Annotated in this window: 16 protein-coding genes; 2 read left to right on the top strand and 14 right to left on the bottom strand. The window is 53.5% G+C overall.

Annotated elements, in window-relative coordinates:
- Window positions 1-365 precede the first annotated feature (365 nt).
- The 5 genes from SH287x_RS05610 to SH287x_RS05590 form a co-directional block, all read right to left on the bottom strand.
- On the bottom strand, window positions 366-1,757 hold the full coding sequence (locus tag SH287x_RS05610; RefSeq protein ID WP_479518668.1) for a sigma-54-dependent transcriptional regulator: 1,392 nt from the start codon (window positions 1,755-1,757) through the stop codon (window positions 366-368).
- 153 nt (window positions 1,758-1,910) lie between these two features.
- Window positions 1,911-3,443 (bottom strand): sensor histidine kinase, encoded by a 1,533-nt coding sequence (locus tag SH287x_RS05605; protein WP_479517518.1) that lies wholly within the window; start codon window positions 3,441-3,443, stop codon window positions 1,911-1,913.
- Window positions 3,444-3,650: 207 nt separating this feature from the next.
- On the bottom strand, window positions 3,651-4,997 hold the full coding sequence (locus SH287x_RS05600) for a PP2C family protein-serine/threonine phosphatase (protein WP_479517517.1): 1,347 nt from the start codon (window positions 4,995-4,997) through the stop codon (window positions 3,651-3,653).
- Between the two features lie 202 nt (window positions 4,998-5,199).
- Window positions 5,200-6,537, bottom strand: coding sequence for a DUF1501 domain-containing protein (locus tag SH287x_RS05595; RefSeq protein ID WP_479517516.1), 1,338 nt, complete (start codon window positions 6,535-6,537; stop codon window positions 5,200-5,202).
- Window positions 6,538-6,649: 112 nt separating this feature from the next.
- Window positions 6,650-10,216, bottom strand: coding sequence for a DUF1553 domain-containing protein (locus tag SH287x_RS05590; RefSeq protein ID WP_479517514.1), 3,567 nt, complete (start codon window positions 10,214-10,216; stop codon window positions 6,650-6,652).
- Here SH287x_RS05590 and SH287x_RS05585 point away from each other — a divergent pair.
- Window positions 10,215-10,364 (top strand): hypothetical protein, encoded by a 150-nt coding sequence (locus SH287x_RS05585; protein WP_479517513.1) that lies wholly within the window; start codon window positions 10,215-10,217, stop codon window positions 10,362-10,364. The genes SH287x_RS05590 and SH287x_RS05585 overlap by 2 nt on opposite strands.
- A 5-nt stretch (window positions 10,365-10,369) precedes the next feature.
- Here the strand turns inward: SH287x_RS05585 and SH287x_RS05580 are convergent, their stop codons facing one another.
- From SH287x_RS05580 to SH287x_RS05560, 5 genes are all read right to left on the bottom strand, one after another.
- Complete coding sequence (locus tag SH287x_RS05580; protein WP_479517511.1) at window positions 10,370-10,825, bottom strand: hypothetical protein; 456 nt, start codon at window positions 10,823-10,825, stop codon at window positions 10,370-10,372.
- A gap of 140 nt (window positions 10,826-10,965) precedes the next feature.
- Window positions 10,966-11,943, bottom strand: a complete 978-nt coding sequence (locus SH287x_RS05575) for a DUF1559 domain-containing protein (protein ID WP_479517510.1) — start codon at window positions 11,941-11,943, stop codon at window positions 10,966-10,968.
- Between the two features lie 102 nt (window positions 11,944-12,045).
- The gene (locus tag SH287x_RS05570; RefSeq protein WP_479517509.1) at window positions 12,046-12,564 is read right to left on the bottom strand and encodes a hypothetical protein; all 519 of its coding nucleotides are present in this window, start codon (window positions 12,562-12,564) and stop codon (window positions 12,046-12,048) included.
- 66 nt (window positions 12,565-12,630) lie between these two features.
- Window positions 12,631-13,572, bottom strand: coding sequence for a DUF1559 domain-containing protein (locus SH287x_RS05565; protein ID WP_479517508.1), 942 nt, complete (start codon window positions 13,570-13,572; stop codon window positions 12,631-12,633).
- A 250-nt stretch (window positions 13,573-13,822) separates the two neighbouring features.
- Window positions 13,823-14,554 carry an MBL fold metallo-hydrolase gene (locus SH287x_RS05560; RefSeq protein WP_479517506.1) on the bottom strand — a complete coding sequence of 244 codons (732 nt, stop codon included), beginning with the start codon at window positions 14,552-14,554 and terminating at the stop codon, window positions 13,823-13,825.
- Window positions 14,555-14,898: 344 nt separating this feature from the next.
- Between SH287x_RS05560 and SH287x_RS05555 the strand changes: the two genes are divergently transcribed.
- Window positions 14,899-18,228 (top strand): protein kinase domain-containing protein, encoded by a 3,330-nt coding sequence (locus tag SH287x_RS05555; RefSeq protein WP_479517505.1) that lies wholly within the window; start codon window positions 14,899-14,901, stop codon window positions 18,226-18,228.
- 54 nt (window positions 18,229-18,282) lie between these two features.
- Here SH287x_RS05555 and SH287x_RS05550 read toward each other — a convergent pair whose 3' ends face one another.
- The 4 genes from SH287x_RS05550 to SH287x_RS05535 all read right to left on the bottom strand — a co-directional run bounded on the left by SH287x_RS05550 (window position 18,283) and on the right by SH287x_RS05535 (window position 23,875).
- Window positions 18,283-19,809, bottom strand: a complete 1,527-nt coding sequence (locus tag SH287x_RS05550; RefSeq protein ID WP_479517503.1) for a protein kinase domain-containing protein — start codon at window positions 19,807-19,809, stop codon at window positions 18,283-18,285.
- Between the two features lie 188 nt (window positions 19,810-19,997).
- Window positions 19,998-21,779, bottom strand: coding sequence for a solute symporter family protein (locus SH287x_RS05545; RefSeq protein WP_479517502.1), 1,782 nt, complete (start codon window positions 21,777-21,779; stop codon window positions 19,998-20,000).
- Between the two features lie 78 nt (window positions 21,780-21,857).
- Window positions 21,858-22,118, bottom strand: a complete 261-nt coding sequence (locus SH287x_RS05540) for a DUF485 domain-containing protein (RefSeq protein WP_479517501.1) — start codon at window positions 22,116-22,118, stop codon at window positions 21,858-21,860.
- Between the two features lie 674 nt (window positions 22,119-22,792).
- Window positions 22,793-23,875 carry a PfkB family carbohydrate kinase gene (locus SH287x_RS05535; RefSeq protein ID WP_479517500.1) on the bottom strand — a complete coding sequence of 361 codons (1,083 nt, stop codon included), beginning with the start codon at window positions 23,873-23,875 and terminating at the stop codon, window positions 22,793-22,795.
- Window positions 23,876-23,949: the final 74 nt, after the last annotated feature.

Below are 23,949 nucleotides of genomic sequence, written 5' to 3'. Positions count from 1 at the left end.
CATGCATAAGGGACATGCCTATGCACCGGTGTCGATACTATTACAGATTTACTCGAATACTGGTACATTTCGAGGACTTCATGCACCGTACAAAACCAGGGCCGGCTTGTCCCCCTAAACCACGTAAGAGCACTACTGGCCAGCAGTGCTCTCGGTACTAATTTAAGTAGAATGTGTTAGGTGAAGGTGGGTTGCGCAAAGCCTTAACGCCACCCTACCTAGCAACAAGGAGGCCGGTTAACTAGTGCATTGTCAAAGCTTAAAAGTAGGGTTCAACAGGTTGTTAAGTCCGACAACGGAGGACGTTGCGGCGACGTCAACCCGAAAACAAAGCCGTGACACGGCACTAGCTACAGGGGGCAGGTTTAACTGGCAGCGCGGGTTTGATCCCCATTGAGCTTGTTATAGAGCGTCTTGAGGGCAATCCCCAATTCGGCAGCGACTTTGACCTTATCGCCTTTGTGCTTTTCCAGAACCTGGTAGATCACTTCCATTTCAATTTCTCGAAGTGTCTTGGGAGAGCCGTTAGCCATCGCTAGATCTGCGGGATGCCCAGCCTGAGCCATACTGACCTTCTGGCGGGTAATGGCTGCTGGCAGATGCTCAGGAAGTATCACACCTCCATCAGCCAGAATGGTCGCATGCTCCAGCGCATTGGCCAATTCGCGAATGTTTCCGCTCCAATCGTGGGATTGCAGCGCTTCAATCGTTTCAGGAGCCAGAATTTCCAAAGGGACATCGCGGCGTTTGAGATGCCGGGCAATCAGATTGCGGGCAACGTCCGAGAGATCTTCTTTACGCTCTCGCAACGGCGGCAGACGAATTTCAAACGTATTGACACGGAAGAATAAGTCCTCACGGAACGTTCCTTCCCGCACCATCGATTCCAGATCACGATTGGTCGCACAGACAATCCGGACGTCAACATGGAAGGCTTCGTTTTCTCCCACACGCCGCACTTCGCCTGATTCCAGAAATCGCAGCAACTTGACCTGCATGGATTTATCAAGCTCGCCCAATTCATCAAGGAAGAGCGTACCACCGTTTGCGACTTCAATCAGTCCTTTACGTGGAACATCTGCCCCGGTGAAGGCCCCTTTACGGTGGCCAAACAGTTCGCTTTCCACCAGATTGTCGGGAAGGGCACCGCAATTGACTGCCACAAAAGGCATCTGAGCGCGAGTGCTTAACTCATGCACCCGCCGGGCCACTAATTCCTTGCCTGTGCCGGTCTCACCCAGGATCAATACAGCAGAATCAGTCGGAGCAATCTTTTCGATCATTCGCTTGACCCGCTGCATCGAGGGGGTCTTGCCGATGATATCAGGCGAGCCTTCTACCGCTTTAAGACGTGTCTCCAGAGCGATGGTCTTATTGGTGAGCGTGCGCTTCTCAGCCACTCGTTTCAGAACAGCAGCAATCTCGAAAAGTTTGCACGGCTTAGGCAAAAAGTCATAAGCCCCTTTACGCACCGCCTGAATGGCCGCTTCAAGGTCACCGTGCCCGGTACTGATAATCACTTCCGTTTCCGGAGAGACTTTCTTGATGTGATCAATCACATCCCAACCACTGATTCCCGGCATTCGCAGGTCAACAATAGCGGCATCAAAAGTGTGGCCGTCCAGCGTTTTGAGTGCTGACTCACCATCTTCGCAAAACGTGACATCATGTCCCATTCGCGGAAGTTCGATTTTCATCACACTGCGGATCGCTGCTTCATCGTCGACGAACAGAACACGCAATTTGTTGGAAGTCATGGTACCCAACGGGCGATCTCCTTGCCCTACCGGAAACATCATGTCACCGGGCCATTGGCAGGCATTCACGGGGGTTTCAATTCAGAATGGGTATTAACACAAGGGGACATTACCGACAATGCCGCATTTCAACATTATCGTGGGGAGGTAAGGTCATGCAGCAGCAACCTGAACAGCACGTTTAGGCAGATGAATCCTGAAGCGACTCCCCAATCCCGGGCCATCGCTCTGAGCTTCGATCCGGCCCCCATGATCGGTCACGATGCGATGACTGATGGAAAGCCCCAACCCTGTTCCTCTTCCAGACTTTCTCTCAGTAAAGAAAGGCTCAAACAGATTTTCCAGCACACGCGGCGTCATCCCGCAGCCGGTATCTGTGAATGTCATACAGATTTCATCCGAGCGTTCAATCACATCAATCGTGAGGGTGCCCCCCGATGTTCCCATCGACTCCAATGAATTCGCCACGAGATTCAGGACAACCTGTTTAATCTCGGAACCATTCACATCGGCGTGAGCACTTCCCTGTGGCCGGAATACGATGGAGTGCCCGGCAAATCGCCCCATATGCCCAACCATCTGGATGACGTCACTGACAATTTTTGTCACGTCTTGCCGGTAGCGTGGTGCATCCTGCCCGCGAGCAAAATTGAGCAGGCGGGAGGTGATTTCCTGGCAGCGGCCAGCCTCTGTCTGGATCATCGCAAGGTACTGACGGGCCACATCCGCATCGTCGGCAGAGACAACCAGTTCCGTTCCTTCTGTTCCCGAAACCCGGCTTGCCAAAGATTCAGAGGCCATCGAAATAGCCGAAAGGGGGTTATTGATTTCATGAGCAACACCTGCCGCCAGAAAGCCAACACCTGCTAATCTCTCTGAACGCACCAACTGCCGTGAGCGCTCATTAACCTGTCGATCCAGATCCGCCTTAATTTCGCAGAATCGCAACGTCATGGCATTCAGCGCATCAGCCAGATCAACAATCTCATCCTGCCCTTTTAATTCCACACGAACGCTGAAGTCGCCTCTCGCCACCTTGGTGGCACCACGGTGCAAGTCTTTGATCGGCCGAAAAATCCAGACAAAAACCAACCGGGAGACAACAAGCAGCACAGCGACAGTTAACAGAGTCGCGCCGGACAGCAACCAGAGACAAATCTTGTAGGTCGCTCGATCCGCCTGCCAAAGGACTTCCAGTCCATCGATCGGATTGGGAAGATTGACAGCACTTTTATGCAAAGAAGACAGGCGATCTGTCATTTCCTGCTGAGCCACAAACGCAATCTGCTGGCTGTCCAAAGCTGGCAGCTTGTCTTTCATACGAAGAATATCTTCATCCATTTTTTGCAGGATGGCGAACGAGATCGCACCCTGGCCGCGATTCTCCGGCGTGTTCGGCAGCTTGACCAACTGCAAGCGGTACTCGCCCATCACCAATTCCAGCTTACCCAGCAGGTGAGAGAGTAAGAGAGAATCCCGCTTAAGCGTCGGCTCCATCAAACGGGTGACGGCTGCCAGTATTTCATACCGCTTGGGGCCGGCACGAAGGTTCCGCTCGATCTCGTTGACCATGCCGCGATAAGAAAGCAGGCCATAAAATCCAGCACCGAACAACAGGCTCAGCAATGACACGAGCACGAAAAGCACCACGCACAGTTTGCGGCGAATCGATCGTGTCAGGAACACTTCGGCCTCCTTGCCGTTATCTTTCCGATGAGCAGCGTTCAATATCCTATCGAACGCATTCCAGGCGGATCATCTGCATCGCGTGCCAATCGCATCAAATGCGACACAGGTTTGCAAACCTTACAAGGAACGGCTGTCGCACAGCAAGAGAGATTTGTCTCACTGACGACGTCTCCTCTTGCTTCACAGTTGGCAAGCACCTCGTCGTCACGCGGGGTTGGAAGGGGAATCCTTACTTTGGCGAACATTTCCCCACCGCGACTCCCGTTTCATTCGCTTTCTCTGAACCTGCACACCATTCATCAGAATGCCGATCGCTTTGGAAAGATCGCGGAAAGCACGGCTCAATTTCTTCTCGAGAATCGCTGTTGAAAATTTCTGAGCCAACTCATCGTGTTGAACCCAGTCAATCCCCCAGTTTTCTTCACGAGCCGCTTTTTGTAACTCGGTGTGTAACCGTACCAAACGTTCCAAAACATCGGGTGTCGCGCGAGCACTTGCTGTCCGATAAGGACGCCACAGAACCGTCGCTGAGTCATCCGCGCGATCACGGGGTGCCTCTAAAGAAAGTGCTTTTCGCCGCATCGAGATCATCCCGATGATCCAGATCATGATGCTGACAAAAGCCAGTGCCAGCCCGGGAACCAGACGCGGCCCTCCCAACAGCATCAGGCCGGTACCGATCAATCCACAGGCACAAACGCTGAACAATAACAGGGCGGCCTGCTTCGATGACGAACGAAAGGAATCCGCAATGGGATCGGGAGCATTTTCTTCAGTAGTCACCATCTCCGGTAGCGCACCAACTCGCACCACAATCACAGTGATGTTATCAAGCCCACCACGGAGGTTAGCCAGATTCACCAGAAAACGGCACGCATCCGAAGGAGGCAACTCGCGAACGGCAAGACCCAATTCCTGGTCACTCACAAGATTCGTCAGGCCATCCGAACAGAGGAGATAAGCATCCCCTGGAAAGGCAGGGAAGGGGCCTTCAATATCAGCGTTGACAGTAGGTTCCACCCCCAAAGAACGGGTAATGATATTCTTGGGAACCACAGTGCTGGCGTCTTTGGGATGAACTCGCCGCTGCTGGATCATCTCCCAGACCAGACTGTGATCTGCCGTGACCTGGTCAATCTGGCTTCCGCGAATCCGGTAAGCCCGGCTGTCACCCACATGACCGATCAGCACTCCTTCCAATCCCAGCGTGAGGACTGTGCATGTTGTCCCCATTCGCTCGAATTCACGATTCTGGGTTCCCCGGTCATTGATCACGCGATTGGCGTCAACAATCGCGGCTCTCAGGGCATCGCGGGAATTCGATTCAACCGATTTTTGAAACGCATGAGGAATCGTATCGACCGCCAGTTTACTAGCCAATTCCCCGACAGCATGCCCACCCATGCCATCACAGACAACAAAAAGATGCCCGCGCCGCCCCCAATCTTCGGGATCCTTACAGAGGTGAACCGCGAAGGCGTCCTGATTATTTTGTCGCCGAAACCCGATGTCACTCAGGCTGGCAAATTGCACGGACTGCTCAAAGAGCATGTCCTGGCCCCGAGATAAGGAATGTGTCCAACGGTTGATACAGCGATACGCAGTCGTATCGTAGCCAGGATGCTATCAAGTCGAGCAATGCAGCGTAAAGCCGTCCTCTCAGGAAACAAACGCATCCTGAAGGCGTCTTACCCACAATCAAAAGAACCGAGTCCGCGATTTTTAGCCGATCAAAGCGATTTCACCGCGGCCTTCAGCTGAAAAGCTCGACAACAGGCGTCCCCCCATCGGTAATTGGCACAGGCCGCTCACCCGCATAGAGTTCTTCGCGGGGATTAATGCCGAGCGTGGCATACATTGTGGCGTGCAGGTCAGGAACCGAAACCGGACGGCTGACAACTTTCATCGCCAACTCATCGGTTTCGCCAACAGCAACTCCCGTCTTGATCCCACCCCCCGCGCAGGCAACAGAGAAGCACCGCCCATGATGCCCGCGTCCGCCACCGCCATCAAACCCGGCCGGACGGCCAAACTCGGTAGAGACCACAATCAAAGTCTTATCCAGCAGCTTCACGCGTTCCAAATCCAGCACCAGTGCTGCCAGAGCCTGATCAAGTTCCTGAATCAGGAGATGCTGGTTAAAGATGCCTTCGTTATGCACATCCCAACCAGTCCCATTCAAAAAGTTGAGGTTATGGGACACTTCCACAAAACGGACACCTGATTGAAGCAGTCGGCGCGTCAACAGACACCGCTGGCCAAACTCGCCACCGTATTCATTCCGAAGGGAGTCGGGTTCAGACTTCAGGTTGAAGATCTTCATGAATTGCGGCCCAGCCAGACGCTGCGCCTCTTCAATCATCTTCTCATAATTTTCAAGCATCACGTTCCGATGCTCGCTGCTGGAAGCCTTTCGCATTTGACCAAGCAACTCAAATCGTCGATCCTGACGATCCTTTTTCACCACAGAAGCCGGTTGAAACCCTTGAGGGCCACTTTCCGTATCTGTCAGATAGATATACCCCGCGCTGCTCCCCAGAAAACCCGGCCCGCGTGTCGTGCTGGGATACCCAATCAGAACATACGCAGGAACACCATCGCCAGCGGCACCACGCTGATGGGCAATCACAGATCCCACCGAAGGATAGATCACCGTTTCGCTCACAGGACGGCCGGTATGCATACGGTTGGTCGCAGCGGCATGCTCGTCGATCACATCGTGGTGAACTGTCCGAAAGAGAGTGAATCGATCAAGAATCGGCGCACAGTGCGAAAGGTGTTCACAGACTTCCACACCAGGAATCGCGGTCTTGATTTTGTCATAATAAGAACCCGGCTTCTTCCCCTTGGGATCCCCTTTGACTTTCGGATCCCAGGTGTCAATCTGCCCGGCTCCACCTCCCAGCCAGATCATGACACAATGCTCGGCTTTCCCCATGGGAAACACAGGCTTATGCCCATCCGTTGCCATCGCTGAGGGGAGGAACAAAGAAGCCTGACCGCCAGCAGTCAATCCAGAGGCTGCTCCAAGCATTCCCATGCCTGCTGCAGTGGTTTTTACAAAGTCTCGTCGTCCCAGATCTGTTGACATCTCTTTGCCCTATCTTTAACCGACGTACTTTTGCCTGATGATTGCTAGAAAGACTTTGAAATTCTGCTGACGGAGGGATCAACCGTTACGGGTCATTTCCCTCAGAACGATTTCAGTTGATCAGTATAAACTCGGGCATATTGATCAACGCCCATGTCGCGTCTTCCGCACGTTCACGCCAGGCCGGCGAGAGACGCTGAGTCGGTGTGTCTCCCTTCTCGACCGAAATTGCATACTGAACTTTGAGATCATTGGCTTCAGGTCGGAGATGATTAGTCCAGCTGACTCCAGTGGCTCGCGGCCGTGTCGTCACCTCAGCAGAAGCACCGGCCACCACACGGTCACTAAATCCGGGGGTTAGATACGCCACCAAAGTCTGCTTTTCCTGTTGAGTCGGCTCCCTCGTCAAGAAAATCTGGAAGAGCAGCTCGGCAAAGGCTTCTGGCGATTCCGCGTCGAGGGCCAACCTTGTCAATTGACTATCATCCGAGAACTGGGAAGCCCGAAGGGTCAATGTGCCATTAGCCAACGTGGCCGGTTGTAAAACCGTGGTTTCATTCGCACGCAGGCTGACAGGATCAGGACGCGAAGGACGCCAGCCAAAAGTTTCCAGCACATTCAGAAATGATTGAATCCCCGGCAGCGACAAACTCGGACGATCTCGCTCATTATTGGTGGCAACAAACTCCCAGGCCCGTTGCGGGAAACCAAAGCCAAGAGACTGATGATAGTCACGCAGTCCATCCAGATCGATGTTGAGCTCCTCCGTTCGGAACGACTTTCCAGAGGCAATAAAGAGGGAGTCGACAAGCTGCTCAGCCGTGAGTTTACGAGGCCGGGGGCCAGCAAACAGCATCGCCCGGCGTTCATCGCCCAACCCTTGGCCATCAGCCACGCGTTGGTAGACCTGCGAGTTCAAAATAATCCTCGCAACATGTTTCAGGTCATACCCTGAACGGATCAGTTCCGCCTCGAGAAATTCCAGAAGCTCGGGATGGGTCGGTTCAGGATTCTCCCAGTCGTCCACTGGCTCAACAATGCCGCGTCCCAGGTATCGCTGCCAGAGACGATTAACAACGACTTGACCAAACCGCCGATTCAGCGGCGATGTCACCAGCGCGGCCAACTGTTCCCGTTGATCACTGGGACGTTCCAGAATATCGGGAGAAACCTTTGATGAAAGAAGCTCAGCAAAAGGCCACGCGGGAGGGACAGGTTCACCAGGCTTGAGCGTCACCTTGACCAGCAGCGATTTCAGGGCATCATCGTCTCCGGGAATGGTACTGGTTTTAGGCACCGATTCCGAAGAACGATTCAGCATCGCCGCGATACTGAAAAGATCTTTCTGAAGAAAATCGTGGTAAGGCGCGTCGTGACAGCGGGCACATTTCATTTCCATGCCGAGAAATGCCTGTGCCAGAATATGAGCTTTGGCAGCCATCGGGCTGTCGTTTTGAGTAGCCAGGGCAAACCCTGCCGGCCCACCGAAATAGGCACTTCCTTCCATGAGAATCAGTTCCGTCGCAAACCGGTCAAAGGGTTTGTTATCAGTAAATGACTCATGAATCCAATAGCGGAAAGGCCCGGTATTATTCAGCGTGGGGTTCACGAGATTCGGATTTTCTGCCAGCACATCCTGCCAATATGCCACCCAATGATCAGCCCACCCATCCTGCGCAAGCAACCACTCAACCCACTCCTGACGGCGGGTCGCCTCAGGGAGCGATCGAAAATGAGCGGCTTGCTCACGCGTCGGAATGGTTCCCAGGACATCGAGAGTCGAACGGCGCAAGAAAGTCGCGTCATCAATCAGCGGCAGAGGCTCCGTTTCAGCGACAGTTAATCGATCCGCGATGATTCGATCAATGACAGCCGAAAGCTGCCGGCGGTCAAGATTTCTGAGACCGGATTCCGGGCTGTTGGCCAGACGCTGTTCCAGAAGATCCCGACCATCGGCGTGCCGTCGTTCCCAGTATTTGGCATAGTTGGTTCCAGCAGCTAGCCGACGGACGGTGTTGACGGTTTGCAGCCGCGCCAACTCTTGCACAGACCATGTTTCCCAGGCCGAATCAGTTAAAGGAAATGGCTTCTCTGTCGAAAGAACCTGAAAATTCTCTCCGTCCTGACTGACAGCAAAGCAGAGTTCTCCGACTTCAGGACGCCGCGTTTTCCCGCCCACCCAGAAATCGATCTGCACCTGATGCAGACCCGATGATGGCCGAAACTCCACCGCCTGTTCATAGTCTCCGGGTTGAAGTGGGCGAATTTTTGAGGAAATCTGACTTTCCACACGATAGAGCGGCCCATGCCCATCACTACCGCGACCGGGATGCCGGTTATCCAGCACCAGAGCACCATCAACCCACAGACGGGCGCCGCTGCGGGCACGCAACATGGCTCGGGTGACCCCCTCGGGAAATTCCACCAGACCACTCATCCGCACCACGATGGGATTGCTGCGATCCTCGCGCACTCCATGATTGTTATAAAGCTGGGGAATGCCAACCATGGCCCAATCCCGCTGCTCGAAAGATTCAAACGGGGCAGGAAGGCTGAACGTCCAGTTGTGCTTGTCAGGGACACCGTGGAAAACCTCGACAAGCAGGCGATCTTTCGACAGCCGGTTCTTATCCGTTATATATGACGGGACGGCCTGAATTCGTGCATGTTCCTGAATGCGATCCAAAGAGAGCGCATGCCGATAAATCGCGACTTCATCGATTTTCCCGCGAAACGTACTACCAGAATTCCCTCCCAACGAGGAACCGATCCAGAGCTGGTCATCATCGACTACCGGCCCCTGAGTCGTCGCACCGCCATAATCCCAGGTCCCCGTGGCAAGTTCGCCGTCAATGTAACCCCGAATGGACTTGGGATCGCCAAATTTGTAACTCACAGCAATATGATGCCACCCCGTATCCTTGGCAAAACCCTGTTGAGAGTTCCAACGATGATAGCTATCGCTGGAACCCTTCTTGTTTTCTGCATCCCGAAAGAGAAAGCTGACCACGGCCTGCTTGTCTTTGCCTGCCAGTCGCAGGGCATAGTTCTGGTTTTCATCGGGATAGCCGGCTCGCTTGGTACGACCTTTCCCGACAACATACATCTGCTGGCCATCCGCGATGTTCTGAACATCCACCCACGCTTCCAGAGTGATCGTGTCACCCAGGCCAAACTGTAACGGGCTGGCCGGCCCCTTGGCCTCAATGCTGTTCTTGGCAGGAAGATCGTTCACAAACAGATAGCCCGCACCGGCGGGAAAATCGATGGCCTGATTCTTGTCTGCGAACAGCGGATAGCGCTTTCCTCGTGGTCCCTCGGCTTGGGATTTCACCGTCCCTTTTTTCTCCAGAGCCAATTGACCCTGTGAATCAACCCATTGGCCCCCCTCAAAGCTCCAATGAGCAACCGGCCGGTCCTGCTTCACAATCGCATGGTAGGTGTCAGCAACGGGCACCGTTGAAGAACCACCATCTCCGTGATCTGCGGTTCCCCCAGCACTGGCTTTCGCCGCTGCACTGGCTTTTGTCGCAGATGCAGGACTTGCAGTCGCACCATCTGCTGCTGACTCTCCTCCCTGAACAACAGCCGCCGGCACCAGAATCAGGCAAAGGCCGAATGCAAGCAGGCACGCTCTGGCAACACTGTAAGATTTGTAAGATCTGGAAACAGTGGCCATGCAGTCACCCGGACTCAACGAAACGCTTGGTCGAAATGGAAATCGCGGCATGGAACCATCCAGCGAAGATCAGGCGGCGGGAGTTGATACTCATCAAATCATAAACAATCGCCGGGGTGTTGTGCTACATATGAACCCTGAGTTGTGAGTTTTTCAGGGATCATTCGTCCGTTTTGCCTTGCCTTTGGGTGCCATACCAAAACCTTTGGCTGACTCAGGGATCTCCAGATCGCACGTCGGGGACAATTTCTCCAGAGGAATGCTGTACATCACAAACAGCGGCGGGGCATTAGGAGTCACGACCGTTTCGTCACCCGAGCCAGCAACGGGTTTTGCCGTATAACCAGTGATCCGAGCCACATGCGGCCCCAAAATCACTCCTCGCCCGCTCTTACGGGTTGAGTAATAGCCATTCACGATTTCCGCTTCGCCCATTGGCCCTTTGTGCCCCTTGGTAACATCCGGAACAAACTCCACCGTTCCATAAACTAAGGGGGCGCCAGCGAACTGAACCTTCCCTTGAAGGTTCGCAATCGGCACATCGCTTCCCCCGCAGCCAAGTGCTGTTAACCCCAGGATTACGGCACCACTCCAGACCTTTCTGATCATGATATCACCAGAAGTTTCCCTCACAGCCATCACTCCTGTATTTCAGAGGCGACCAGAACAAGCCCGGCCAATGTTCTTTCTCACAGGAAAAAACATTGGCCGGAGGAATACATACGCAACACATAACACTTCACACATCGCTACTGAAGTGCGGTCGATTCACCGCTACTGCGACTGGCAGCAGCTTGGTAAGTCGCAAAATCAATATTTTCAGAAATAAACCGCACCGTACCATCGCCCATCAAAAAATGGGCACCTCCCACATGCTGACTGCTGAAACGAACGTCATTAAAAAGCCGCCCCGCAGTACCACCCTGATATCCTGAGTTCTTACCAATCTGGTTGGAAACGTTCTTCGAGGAGTAAACCGCGGCTGCGTCCGAGTTATTACTGACACCCTGTGTCCAGGCACGAAAACTGGAAGTCCAGCCAGAGGCAGGATCTGCTGAAACTTCACCGACGAGCAAAGTGTTTGATAACCCATCAGTACAATCGCCAAACCGCACGCAAATGTTGCGAGGCAACATCCCATTCGTGGCCCCGCCACCATGATCCGTCGTTGGCAAGGGTGTCGCAGGAAAAGCAGGGTAATAGGCCGTAGTTGAGCCAGATAGCAAACCCTTTGCACCAGCCACACCTAAATAATGCACATTAACAACATCATGAGTCACAGCATTAACCGCAGTGCCATAGGTAGCCGTTTCTGTTGAAGTCTGATCCGCCAGCCTGGCGCTTGGACAATGAAGCACAGGAATTCTCTGCCGCTTCAAAGCAAAGTTGGGAACATCATTATAGAACCGCGACATATCAAACTGGTTGTAAAGTGGAGCTTGGTCAAGAAAAGGCAGCGTCCGGACATGAAAACTTAAATGATTTTTTTGGTTATTGGCGGGTGATCCATCGACCGCCATGCCAGCACTAGGAAGGGCATTATATGTGTCGTGATAGTTGTGGAGTGCCAAGCCCCACTGTTTCAGCAGATTTTTGCATTCCGTACGGCGTGCCGCTTCACGAGCCTGCTGAACTGCGGGAAGTAGCAACGCAATCAAAATCGCGATAATCGCAATCACTACCAGCAACTCAATCAGGGTGAATCCCTTGCGTTCTAACCGACACATTACGTCCCTTTCATAAATAGAAAAAAAATAACAACCACACATCAAAGATAATCAGACGACAAAACCGGTTATGTACAGAAAGGCTTAACAGGCACAATATGCTCAGGGGTCATTCGCACGGGCACGAGGCCCCACCAATTCAATCTGGGGCTTCTGGCCATTCGTCGTTAATGAAAACTCAGCCGGTGAAATCCCCGCTGAAGTCACTTCAGCAGCCAATGTTGACGAAGCCGGGTCAGCATAAGATTTCGGAACCACCCATTTGTAGGTGATATTGACAGAGGAGTTGGTTTCTTCACCTGGGTTAACCGGTGGCTTACCCACAATCTCTCGTTTTTCCACACCCACCTGATACTTCCCGTAAGGCAATCCATCATTGGCATCATAAGTGCGAACGGTGAATTCACCAGCAGCATTTGTCACCCCTGACGAGGGACGTTGGAAGCTGTCTTTCTCTTGAGAAACTCTTTGAAAGAGCACCATCGCCCCTTCAATCGGTTTGCCATCGAGTAATACAATCCCTTTGACCTGGGCAAGTTTCGGTCTCCCATTACCACATCCGGGAAGGATTAAAAAAACGAGCAATGAGAGTATTGAAACAGAGAGGATGGTTCGCTTCACAAGACCGCCTTTACTACGGTGATGATGATCGTCACGTTCGATAGTTTTCAGGTGATCAGGCGCGGATCAGAATTCCCCGATCGTGTTGCGGTCATTAAGCTGAAACAGATTCTGATAAAGAAAATTACCAGTCTCAGTCGCGACCGCAGGGTTTGACTGAATATTTTCGCTGACAAAGCGAACGGTTCCATCGCACATCAATAAATGGGCTCCCCCGGTATGTGAGCTTGTGACCGCAACGCGCGAATACAGCGAGACCGGGGTTGCGTTCTCTAGATAACAATTGGTGGCCGTATCTAGCGTCCCATCAAACGGCGTATTGATCTCCGCATGAGACGAAACAATATTGAGCCGATATTGGCACATTTTTCCAGAACTCCATGTCGAGCCAATCGACACGAACGGCGCCGTCAACAGGGCCTTTTCCCCCGCAAGTACGGTATTGGATGTGCCATCAAGAATGTCCGAAATCGGAATCGCTCTGGGAGGATTAGGGACAGGGAAAATGTTGTTATTCCCGGCGTACATCATCACGCCCAGATTCTTATGATGCGGATTAACATCCCCACCATTCGCCGAAGGACAGATGAATGCGGCCAGTCGCGTCGTCATTAACTTTTCCGGCGTCCCGCCATTAGCCGTCGCATAGTCATTGACGTTGGTCATATTGGCGCTGTTCTGGGGTATCAAATTGGTGTTACCGACACCGATTGCCGTATAGAGCGGTGCCTGGTCAATGTAGGGAAGGATCATCTGAGACCACGTCCAGGAACGGGAGACATCCTGATTGGTGCCAGCCCCGCCAGCCACGCCTGACACGGGAAATCGCCGGTGAGTGTCGTGGTAGTTGTGAAACGCGAGTCCCAACTGCTTCAAATTGTTTTTACACTGGGTGCGCCGCGCAGACTCGCGGGCTTGCTGGACAGCGGGTAACAGGAGAGCAATGAGAATCGCAATGATTGCAATCACAACCAAAAGCTCAATCAAAGTGAAAGCACGGCGAGACATCAGAAACCTCGCGAAAGAAAAGAGGGGGAAACGCCCACAAGAACAGTGGGAAACAAGAAAGGCGAAAGGCACTCAGCGAAATCAGCGTATCAGTATGTATCGATCCGTTCAATCGTTATTCTTGCTGAGAATTGAGAAATCCCACAGAACTCTCATGGGGAATTTGACGTAAACCCCATATTGGCCTCTGGCAACGCCTGATTAGAGCGCTCTCAATGCCAGATTTCGCCTAAAACGCTGGAAAATCGCATCAGGTGGTCACCTGCAAAAGATCTTCTGCCACGAACGTTGGCGAGAAAATCTGGCGAGCCAAGGCCAGATCGATGGGATCGTCGCCTGTTTCTCTCGGGTCGATATGTGTGAGATAAAGCTCCTTAACAGCCGCTTTTTTCGCAAGCTCAGCAACCAGACTCGTGTGGCTATGTCCGGTCGGCTCGCACCATTTCGCATCGGCGTCCCGAAAAGAACATTCATGGATGAGCAGATCGACACCCGCGATAAAGTCGAGATAACGATCACTGGCCGTGGTATCAGTGACATAAGCCAGGCGAGACTTGCCGTCAGTCACCCGATACGCGAGTGAACCACCGGGATGGATCATCGCCTGTGAAGTGACCAGAAAATCGCCAATTTGCACTTCATCTAACATCGGCTGAAATTCAAATGCAGGCAATATTGGAAAGATCGCCGGTGAAAACAAATGCTCGCGGACAGCTTCAATCGTGGCTGCTGACGCGAAGATCCGGCAATGAGTGAAATAGCCCGTCAAGAGGGGCCCCAGGAGATAAGTCAGCCCGCAAATGTGATCGAGATGCGCATGTGTCAGAAAGACGTTCAAGTCACCGGGAGGAAGAACTTTCGCAATACGAAAGGCACTGGTTCCTGCATCGAACACAATCCGAGCTTCAGGAATAGCAACGCCAGCAGTGTGCCGACGCTCATTCGGATGATATCCGCCCGTCCCCAGGAACACAGCTTCCATGATAGTGAATCTCTGCGTGATGGAAGATTTATTCATCAAGAACGGACGATAAGTCTGACTACGCCCTTCTTGACCGATCCGCATGGAGTTTGTCAATGCCTCCAGGCGTGATCCCTTCACCATCACGCATGAAGAAAAGGATTGTCTCTAGGAAAGCTCAGCGTCTGAACAGTAGACTTTGATGTGGAACGGGACGAACGTCAACTCCCATCCACAGCGGTATCGGAGAGGATGCGATGCTCGGGACGACGACAACATGTCCAAAATGTGCGAAACGGTTGCGGGTCACCGCTGAACAAATAGGGCTAAAAGCCCGCTGTTCATGTTGTCAAACAGCCTTCTTGGTGTCGTCCCTGAACCTCGGAGGGAGTGTCGATGTCAGCCAGTCGGCCACGCCCACGCTGTCTCCCGACGAGACGGACGCCTTCCAGCCGATCGTCAACATTCCCACAACATCAGACGCCGCCGCGTCCTCAACGAAGACCATCGGCCGCTTTCAACTGCGTAAAAAACTGGGGCACGGTGCGTTCGGGGTCGTCTATCTGGCAGAAGACCCGGAGTTGTCCCGCTCCGTCGCCCTGAAAGTTCCTCGGTTTTCAGCAGACGATCACCGTCGCATGAAGCGTTTCGCCGCCGAGGCCAGGGCCGCCGCCAGACTGCGGCATCCCAACATTGTGGCCGTGTTTGACGCCGGGAACGCGGGGCAGCAGCCCTATATTGCCTACGAATACATCGATGGAGAAACCCTGGCCGCGCGGCTAAAGCGCTCGCCTCCCGACCTACCCACCCTCGTGGGCTGGATGCAAAAGCTCGCCGACGCGATGGCCTATGCTCATGAAGAAGGGATTATCCATCGCGACTTGAAACCGGACAACATTCTTCTTAACGCCAGGGATCAGCCGCAGATTCTCGACTTCGGCCTTGCCAAACAGGTCGACGACGATTCGTCCATGACTGTGGAAGGGAGCCTGCTGGGGACGCCGGTCTATATGTCGCCAGAACAGGCCCGCGGCGACATCGCCCAGGTCGGCCCCTTGAGCGATCAATACAGCTTGGGAGCGATCTTCTACGAACTTCTGACGGGACAGAAGCCATTCGATGGTTCCCCGCATGTCGTCATTGATCAAGTCATCAAGCACGACCCACCGAACCCTGCCCGACTCAAGCCCCGACTGCCACGCGAACTGGTCGCCATTTGCCTCAAGACGATGGAGAAGGATCCTGCCAAACGCTACGCCTCCTGCAGGAAGTTTGGCGATGATCTGACCCGATGGCAGGAAGGACGTCCCATCAAGGCGCGCCGCCCAACATATATGGGGGTGGCGGTGAAGTGGGTGAGTCGGAACCCTGTTATCGCCGGTTTGGCGACAACCGTGTTGCTGCTGCTGCTTGCAGGAACCGCGATCTCGTCCTACTTCGCTGTGGAAGCAAATAACAGGGCCTCCGCCGAGACAAAGGCGCTGGCGTTGGCGAAGTCCGAAACCAAACGGGCCGAAGCCCAGGCGAGGTTGGCGGAGGCCGAAAAAGACCGGGCCACTGAGGCACAACTCCTGGCAGACCACCAAAAGGCCCGTGTCGAACAGCAGCGCACCCTGGTGGAACGACAGCTAAAGGCCACTCAGAAACAACGCCTCATCGCGGAGGCGGAAAAGCAGCGTGCCGAGGAACAAAGTGAAATTGCGAAAGAGCAGAGTAAGCTTGCGGAAGAGCAGCGTCAGCGCGCTGAAACGGAACTACGCCGTACGGAAACAGCGTATTACGCCGTGAACATCGACCGTGCGCAAAAGTCCCTGAAACAAGAATCTCCCGCTGCAACGTTGAAGTACTTGAAAGACTGCCCATTGCACCTTCGCGGCTGGGAGCACGACTACCTGTCAGGACAGGCGGACACCAGCCTGCGCACTCTAAAACGGGGCGGCAAAAATGGGATCGCAAGTATCTGTTTCAGCTCCGACGGCAAGAAACTCGTTACTGCAGGTGCTGGCGACGCCAACACGATCGAAGTATGGGATGTAGCCTCCGGCGCACAAATACAAACCCTGATAGGGCACAAGGATCGAGTAAGCTGTGTTTCCTTCAAACCGGGTTACACCCAAGTCATCAGCGGAGCAATAGACAACTCCATTAAAATATGGGATACCACCACCGGGCAGGAACTGCGGACACTCAACGGACATTCAGGGTACATAAATAGTGTGTGCTTCAGTCCGGACGGGAAATTGATTGCCAGCTGTAGTGCTGACAAAAACATTAAGATTTGGAGTGCGGTCAACGGACAAGTCCTACATACCCTGACAAGTCACACAAATAATGTAACGGACGTAAAGTTCAGCTCTGATGGCCGACGGATTGTCAGCGGAGGATTGGACAAGACCGTCAAGATATGGAACACGACGACAGGTCAGGAATTAGAAACACTTTTGGGCCACACGGAGGTAGTCGATAGCGTTTCCTTTAGTCCAGATAATCGGCTAATCGCCAGCGGAAGCTGTGATCAAACGATAAAGTTATGGGAAACATCCACTGGCATGATGCTACACACGATCAACAGCGACACCGCTACGGATGGCTTGAGTATGAATGTTGCTTTTAGTACAGATGGAAAAACCCTCATCACTGGAGGTGATGAGGGAATCATCAAGTTATGGAATCCATTTACGGGGAAGGCACTACGGACGCTTCTTGGTCACACCGGTGGAATTACAAGTCTGAGCATAAGCCCAGATGGTAAGCAAATTGCAAGTGCAAGTAGAGACGCCACGTGCAAAATTTGGGGTGCCAACGAAAGCAAAGACTGGGACACACTTAATGGGCATACGAGAGGCGTCGTGGATGTCTGCTACAGTCCTGACAGCCAGCAAATTTTCAGCGCGGGAGGTCAAGACACTTCAATCAGAGCCTGGAATTCGACCACCGGGAAGCAATTGTTGGCATTTGCCGGGCACACCGCTCATGTATCCTCGGTGCGAGTGAGCCCTGATGGCAAGTGGGTCGCCGCCGGCGGTTTCGATAAAACCATCAAAGTTTGGGAGGCGGCAACTGGCAAGTTACAACATACGCTAACCGGACACACCAGTGCTGTAACTGGAGTTGATTTCAGTCCGGACGGCCTTCGAATTGTCAGTGGCAGTCTTGACAGCGCGATCAAAGTGTGGGATGTGGCGACCCAGAAGGAATTACTAAATTTCAATGGCCACTCGCCTTTTGTATATGCCGTTTGCTTTCGACCGGACGGCGCGCAGATCGCCAGCGGAGGGGGTGACAAGTTTCTGAAAACTTGGAACGCGAATACCGGTCAGGATCGAAAATTTTTCCTTGGCCACTCAAGTTCTCCATGCAGTGTTTGCTACAGCCCGGACGGCGAACGGCTCGCTAGCGGGGATTTTGAAGGAGGGATTAAACTCTGGAAGGCTGCGACGGCGCAAGTACTTATAACACTTACCGGTCACACCAAGGCTGTCACAGGTATCTGTTTCAGCCCTGACGGACGACGGATTGTCAGCGGAAGCAGTGACCGCACTGTCAAGGTGTGGGATGCATCGACCGGACAGGAATTACTCACCTTGACTGGTCACACGGACGCTATAAATAGCGTCTGCTTCAGCCCCGATGGACGGCAAGTTGCCAGTGCAAGTGATGACAAGACCGTTCGTGTGTGGGGCAAGAGAAATTAATCGGGCAAATCACAGGCCTAGGTCAAGCAGTTGCGATCAGACATATTTCGGACTTCATATCCACCCCTGTGCGAATGGAATTATCGCCGTACGCATGGCGGCTGCGCTGCCAGGTCGGTTTTTCGGTTCTTTCGCGAGTGACTGGTCGATGATATCCGCCAGCATCGTGGGAATTGCGGGAATCAACCCATCGGCCCTGCGCGGGGTGTCTTCCAGAATCATTCGCATCGCGCTCGACTGGCCAGTGAAGACGAAGGGCAACTCTCCCGTCAGATAATGAAACAGCGTTACCCCCACGGCGTAGATGTCCGCCGGTGGTTTCGCCGAGCGGCAGTCGACCACCTGCTCGGGTGGCATGTAGGCCAGCGATCCGCGACCCGTCCCTTCCTGTGTCAACCCGCTCATCCCGGCGGTCAGATAATTCTTGGCCAAACCAAAGTCGGCCAGCTTCACCTGGACTCGCTGACTCTCGCTGGTTAACAGGATGTTAGACGGTTTGACGTCGCGATGCACGAATCCCCGCTGGTGGGCGAAATCTAAAGCGTCCAACACCCGACAGATGATGCCGCACGCAAGTTGAATCCGTTTGGCGATCGGGAGTTTTTCCGCCAACTGCGGGAACGAGATTGAAGGCACATACTCCATCACCAGATACAGTAGCGAGTCGCATATTCCCAACTCGTGGAATTGCACGATGCGGGGGTGTTGGAGCTGACTGAGAACAGTCGCCTCACGCAGAAACAGCCGTGTCGCATCCATATCCGTCGCTTGGGCAGGCAGGATGAATTTGACAGCGTAGATAGTGCCAGTGGCCTGTTGCCGGGCGCGGTACACTACCCCCAGCCCGCCACGCCCCAATTCCTCCAACAGTTCATATCCGGCGATAGACGGCATGATCAACCCGTTCGTGGATTGCCACGCGGCGGGCGACACTTCGGCGGGCGCTGCTGAAATTACGGTCTGCATCAGTTCCGCACGTGTCGGGGCCTGAGGATGGAGGATCCGCACCAGACATTCGGATCGGCCGACACCCAGTCGATCTTCATGCCGCAAGTCCTGTTGTTGAACTTTCCGGCCGTTGACGAACGTCCCGTTGCGGCTGTCGAGGTCGATGAGTTGTATCTGGGGAGGATTGAACTCAATTCGGCAATGATGGCGGGACAGATGTCCGTCCTGGTTCAGAGAGACCTGTGTCTCGTCCGCCCGTCCGATCAAAAGTGTTTGGTGTCCGGTGAATTCGTAGACATCATTGGCATGGGGGCCTGAAACAATATCCAGCGACACGGAGACAGCAGTCGGCAAGGTGCGGAAAACATCGATCACCTGCTGCTGGTATTGCGGAAACCCCGCGAGATATTCAGCCGCTAAGAGCGTCTCTCCTCGAACGCGACGCCACCACAACTCGATCGTGAGCAACATGGAGAACAACGTCGCCTGCTCTTCCGCAGAGACCTTCGTCAGAAACTCCGCGAGCGGCGGTGGAACACGCACCTTCCAGCCGTCCTCGAAACGACGGCGGAGTTCTACAAACAACCCTGTCGGTGGCCTTTGAGGGAATTCACCAGGAGTTCCAGAAGTCATGCCAGCTCGAACTCCCGGCGACCACCACATGAGATTGTTTCCGACACCATGCAAGGCGATTGCAAAATTTTATACAGACTAACACTAAGCTTGACTCTGAACAACAGACACCTGCTTGAAGACAAGGCGACCAGCGTTTGGGACGCGACGGTATTAGCTGTGCCCAGATCCTGTTTGATCATTGAGGTCTAAGCAACAGCGTTTTCTGCGAGACTTGACTTTCGTGCCGTCAGCAGTGAAACCACAATCACGGTCAAAAAACCCAGTGGGATTGTGACAATACCGGGCTGACTGAACGGAACAAACGCCATCGCAGCAGCATCGGCTTTCCCATAGCCATAGACATTTTGAAACGACTCCTGACTCGCCAGAATCCAGGCTAAAGAGGAAGCCATTCCCATCAGCACAGCCGCAGCCACGCCCGGCCCTGTGGTTCGCTTCCAGAAGAGAACCATGACTAATGCCGGAAGGTTGGCAGATGCAGCCACGCTGAATGCCCAACCAACCAGAAAGCTGGCATTAAACTTCTGGAACCAGATTCCCAGCCCAATTGCGACCAGACTGACCAGCATTGCCACCAGTTTTCCAAAGCGGACTTTCTGGTGATCGGTCAAAGGAATCTGGAGCCAGCCAACCATAAGGTCATGAACCACAGCGCCACTGGCCGCGACAATCAGGCCGCTGACGGTGCCAAGCACCGTGGTAAAAGCAATTGCAGAGACCAGAGCAAAAGGAAGCTCACCAAAGGTGCGAGCGAGCAGGGGGGCCGCCATGTTGCTATCGGTGAGGTCAATGTTACCTCCGGTCATGGCGCCCAACCCCAGGAACAATGTCAGAACATAGAACACGCCAATGGTGGCAATCCCCACGACCGTACTTTGCCGGGCCGCACGACCATCTTTAACCGTATAATACCGAATCAGCACATGCGGCAATGACGCTGTTCCCGCAAAGAGAGCCAGCATAAGCGAGATAAAATTCAGTTTGGGCCACAGAGAATCAGACTTGATCCCTTGAAAGAGAGGACTGCGACCAGGCATCAGAACTTCACTTCCGGAAACCACCACCGGAGAGTAGGTCGTCTCGGTTCCTGCCTCGGAAACCTTCGTGCTTTCCGACCAGAGAATGACTTGAGAATTATTTAACTCTTGAAGAAATCCCAGGGGGCTAAGCGGCCCCGTACTTTGACGGACTTCTCCATCAGGCCCTTTTCCCAATGCCGCGATTTCCCCAACGCCACGAATGCGGGATTTGCCTTCACCAGTTCCCCAGGGTTGACCATCGATCAGTTTTTCACCGAGGGCGGTTGTCGTGACCACTTGAGGCTGTTGCGCGAGCGGATCCGTCGTTGCCGTTAATCCTCGATTGAGGATTAAAATGGTGATCAGACCACTGAAAAGGACTAGCAAGCCTCCTTTAATGAACTGCACATAGGTCGTGCTGACCATGCCGGCTGAAACCACAATGATCGTGACAACCAGCCCCACGGCAATAACGCCCATCCAGTGGGGTAACCCAAAGAGTGGCATGATCAGCGAACCTGCTCCCACCATTTGGGGAATGAGGTAAAAAGCGCTGACAACCAGCGCACTCAACCCGGCCGAGAAGGTCACCGCACGTGATTGAAACTTGCTGTTGAGAGCATCAGCGAAGGTATACCGTCCCAATCGCTTGAGAGGTTCTGCGATCACAAAGAGCGCCACCACCCATCCCGCTAAAAAGCCGATTGAGTAAAGAAATCCATCATAGCCATAGCGGGCAATCATGCCGCAAATACCGAGAAACGACGCGGCAGAAAGATAGTCACCTGCAAACGCGACACCGTTGATAAACCAGGGGATCTGTCCACCAGCGGCAAAATAGGATGCCGATGATTTACTTCTGGCAGCGAACCAGAAACTAATGGCCAACGTAATCGCCACAAAGACCAGAAAGATCACCATAGCTAACGGAGAGGGATCTGTGAGCACGCCGCAACCTTCTTCCTGAGCGATAAATTGAGAAGAATCAAAAGGCCGGATGAATCGCCTTTTCAGGCAATGCCACGCTTAATCGGAAGTGCAGGCACTGGCATAGAGGAGAGAGAGGATCAGCGCGCCAAAAATCAGGCCAAACCCTGCCGTGACGGAGGCCGGAATGCCCAGAATCGGAATAGCCAGCCACGCCAGCGAAAAGGCACTGATCAAGACAAAAGCGATATAAAACGCCGTGTATGCCAGAAAGAACCAGATTCCCAGGCGAGCGTTCCAGGCAATCGATCGGGCACCTTGCTGAGGTGTTTCAGAACTCGGCTGATGATCGAAGTGCATGGAGATACCTTCTATGAAAGAGTGATTCGAGATGTGACATGGCTACCAGAATCAATCGCCAGCAGCGAGAACTTTTTCGTTAGCGACCCGGAGTCGGACTGATCGAAGCCGGTAGTTCGTGCATTCCCCTGGTCGTTGTGCATTCTCGTAGTTGTGCATTCTCACTGCGACAAGAGCCTGCCTGACAAACGCCCTCTCCGTCTTGAAAGAGGGCTGGGGTGAAGGCTGATAATTCACCAACGTTCCAAATACGCATTGCCATTTGAAATAACGCTCTCAGTGCCATGCTTGCGGCTCTGAGCAAGCATGCTCCGACAGCATTTCAGGATCAATGTCAAACACAAGGTCGGCATACTCACTCAAGGCCGTAAGCATGTCACCTGCATCCCTCAACGCGCCATGAAATCCTGGGATCGACCTTCTCACTCAGAGAGAAGGATCCGAAAGCTTACGGACAAACTCCAGAGAAAGATCTCACACGGAATAAGACCAACCGAAGCTTTGCTAGCCACAAGAACCGCCGGAAGGAATCAAACGAATTCCTCCCGGCGTTCGTGACACAACAGACCCCAATGGTTCGTCAAACTTGAAAAACGGGGTTGAACAGGTCGTCAAGTCTCACAAAGGAGGACGTGACGACGCATAAAACCCCAAAATAAAACAGTGACACAGCTCTAACGCTGCACGCGAGCCGAACCACCCTTCGCAAGAGCTTCCACTTCAGGCAGCTTGGCAATGGTGGTATCGCCGGGGAAAGTGGTCAGCAGAGCACCATGTGCCCAGCCCAATCGCAGAGCCTGCTCAGGAGTCTTGCCATTCAAGAGGCCGTAAATCAGGCCAGCGCAGAAGCCATCGCCGCCGCCAATGCGGTCGACCACGTCGAGGGCCATCGTCGGACTGACAAACTTCTGGCCATTGAGCCACAGCACCGCCGCCCAGTCATGACGGTTGGTGGTATGAACTTCCCGCAGTGTGGTGGCAACCAGTTTCACATTCGGGAACTTCTTGGTGGCCTTGTCGATCAGTTGGAAAAAGGATTCCGGATCGAGTGTCGACTTATGCTCGACGTCCTGTCCTTCGATCCCCAAGCCCTTCTGGAGATCTTCTTCGTTACCAATCAGGCAGTCTACGTGCTCGACAATTCTGGCAATAGTTTCCTGCCCCTTGGCATCGCCACCCACCGAAGCCCACAACTTGGCTCGATAGTTGAGGTCAAACGAAGTGATAGCCCCAGCAGCCTTGGCAGCCTTCATTCCTTCGATGATCACTTCGGAGGTTGTTTCCGACAATGCCGCGAAAATCCCGCCCGAATGGAACCACTTCACGCCGTTCGCGAAGATTTCTGACCAATTGAAATCGCCGGGCTTCAGCATCGCCCCCGCTTCATTCGCGCGGTTATAGAAGACAACAGGGGGGCGGACTCCCAAGCCACGATCGCTATAGACCGTCGCAATATTTGGCCCGCGGACTCCGTCGTGCTTGAACCACTTGTAATAAGGCTTAACGCCCATCTCACGCACACGGGCCTGCACAAGCTCACCAATGCCGTAATCGACCATCGCTGTCGCAACGGCTGTCTTCTGACCAAAGCAGTCAGCCAGGTTGGCGGCAACGTTGTACTCACCACCCGAAACGTGAATGTCAAAGCTTTTGGCCTTGCGAAAAGGGATGATGCCGGGATCCAGACGGTGCACCAGAGCGCCCAGCGCCAGGAAATCCAATTCACAGGCATCTTGACGAATTGCGAGGTCGGCCATGAGTCGAAAACTTTCTGTTTAATGAAGGAGGAACTGAGTTTGTCGGAAAGTATTTTTGTCTCAAAAGTAGAGAA

The sequence above is a fragment of the Planctopirus sp. SH287 genome (assembly GCF_056500625.1).
Note: the sequence above shows the minus strand (reverse complement) of the source record. Positions and strands in the feature narration are given on the sequence as shown.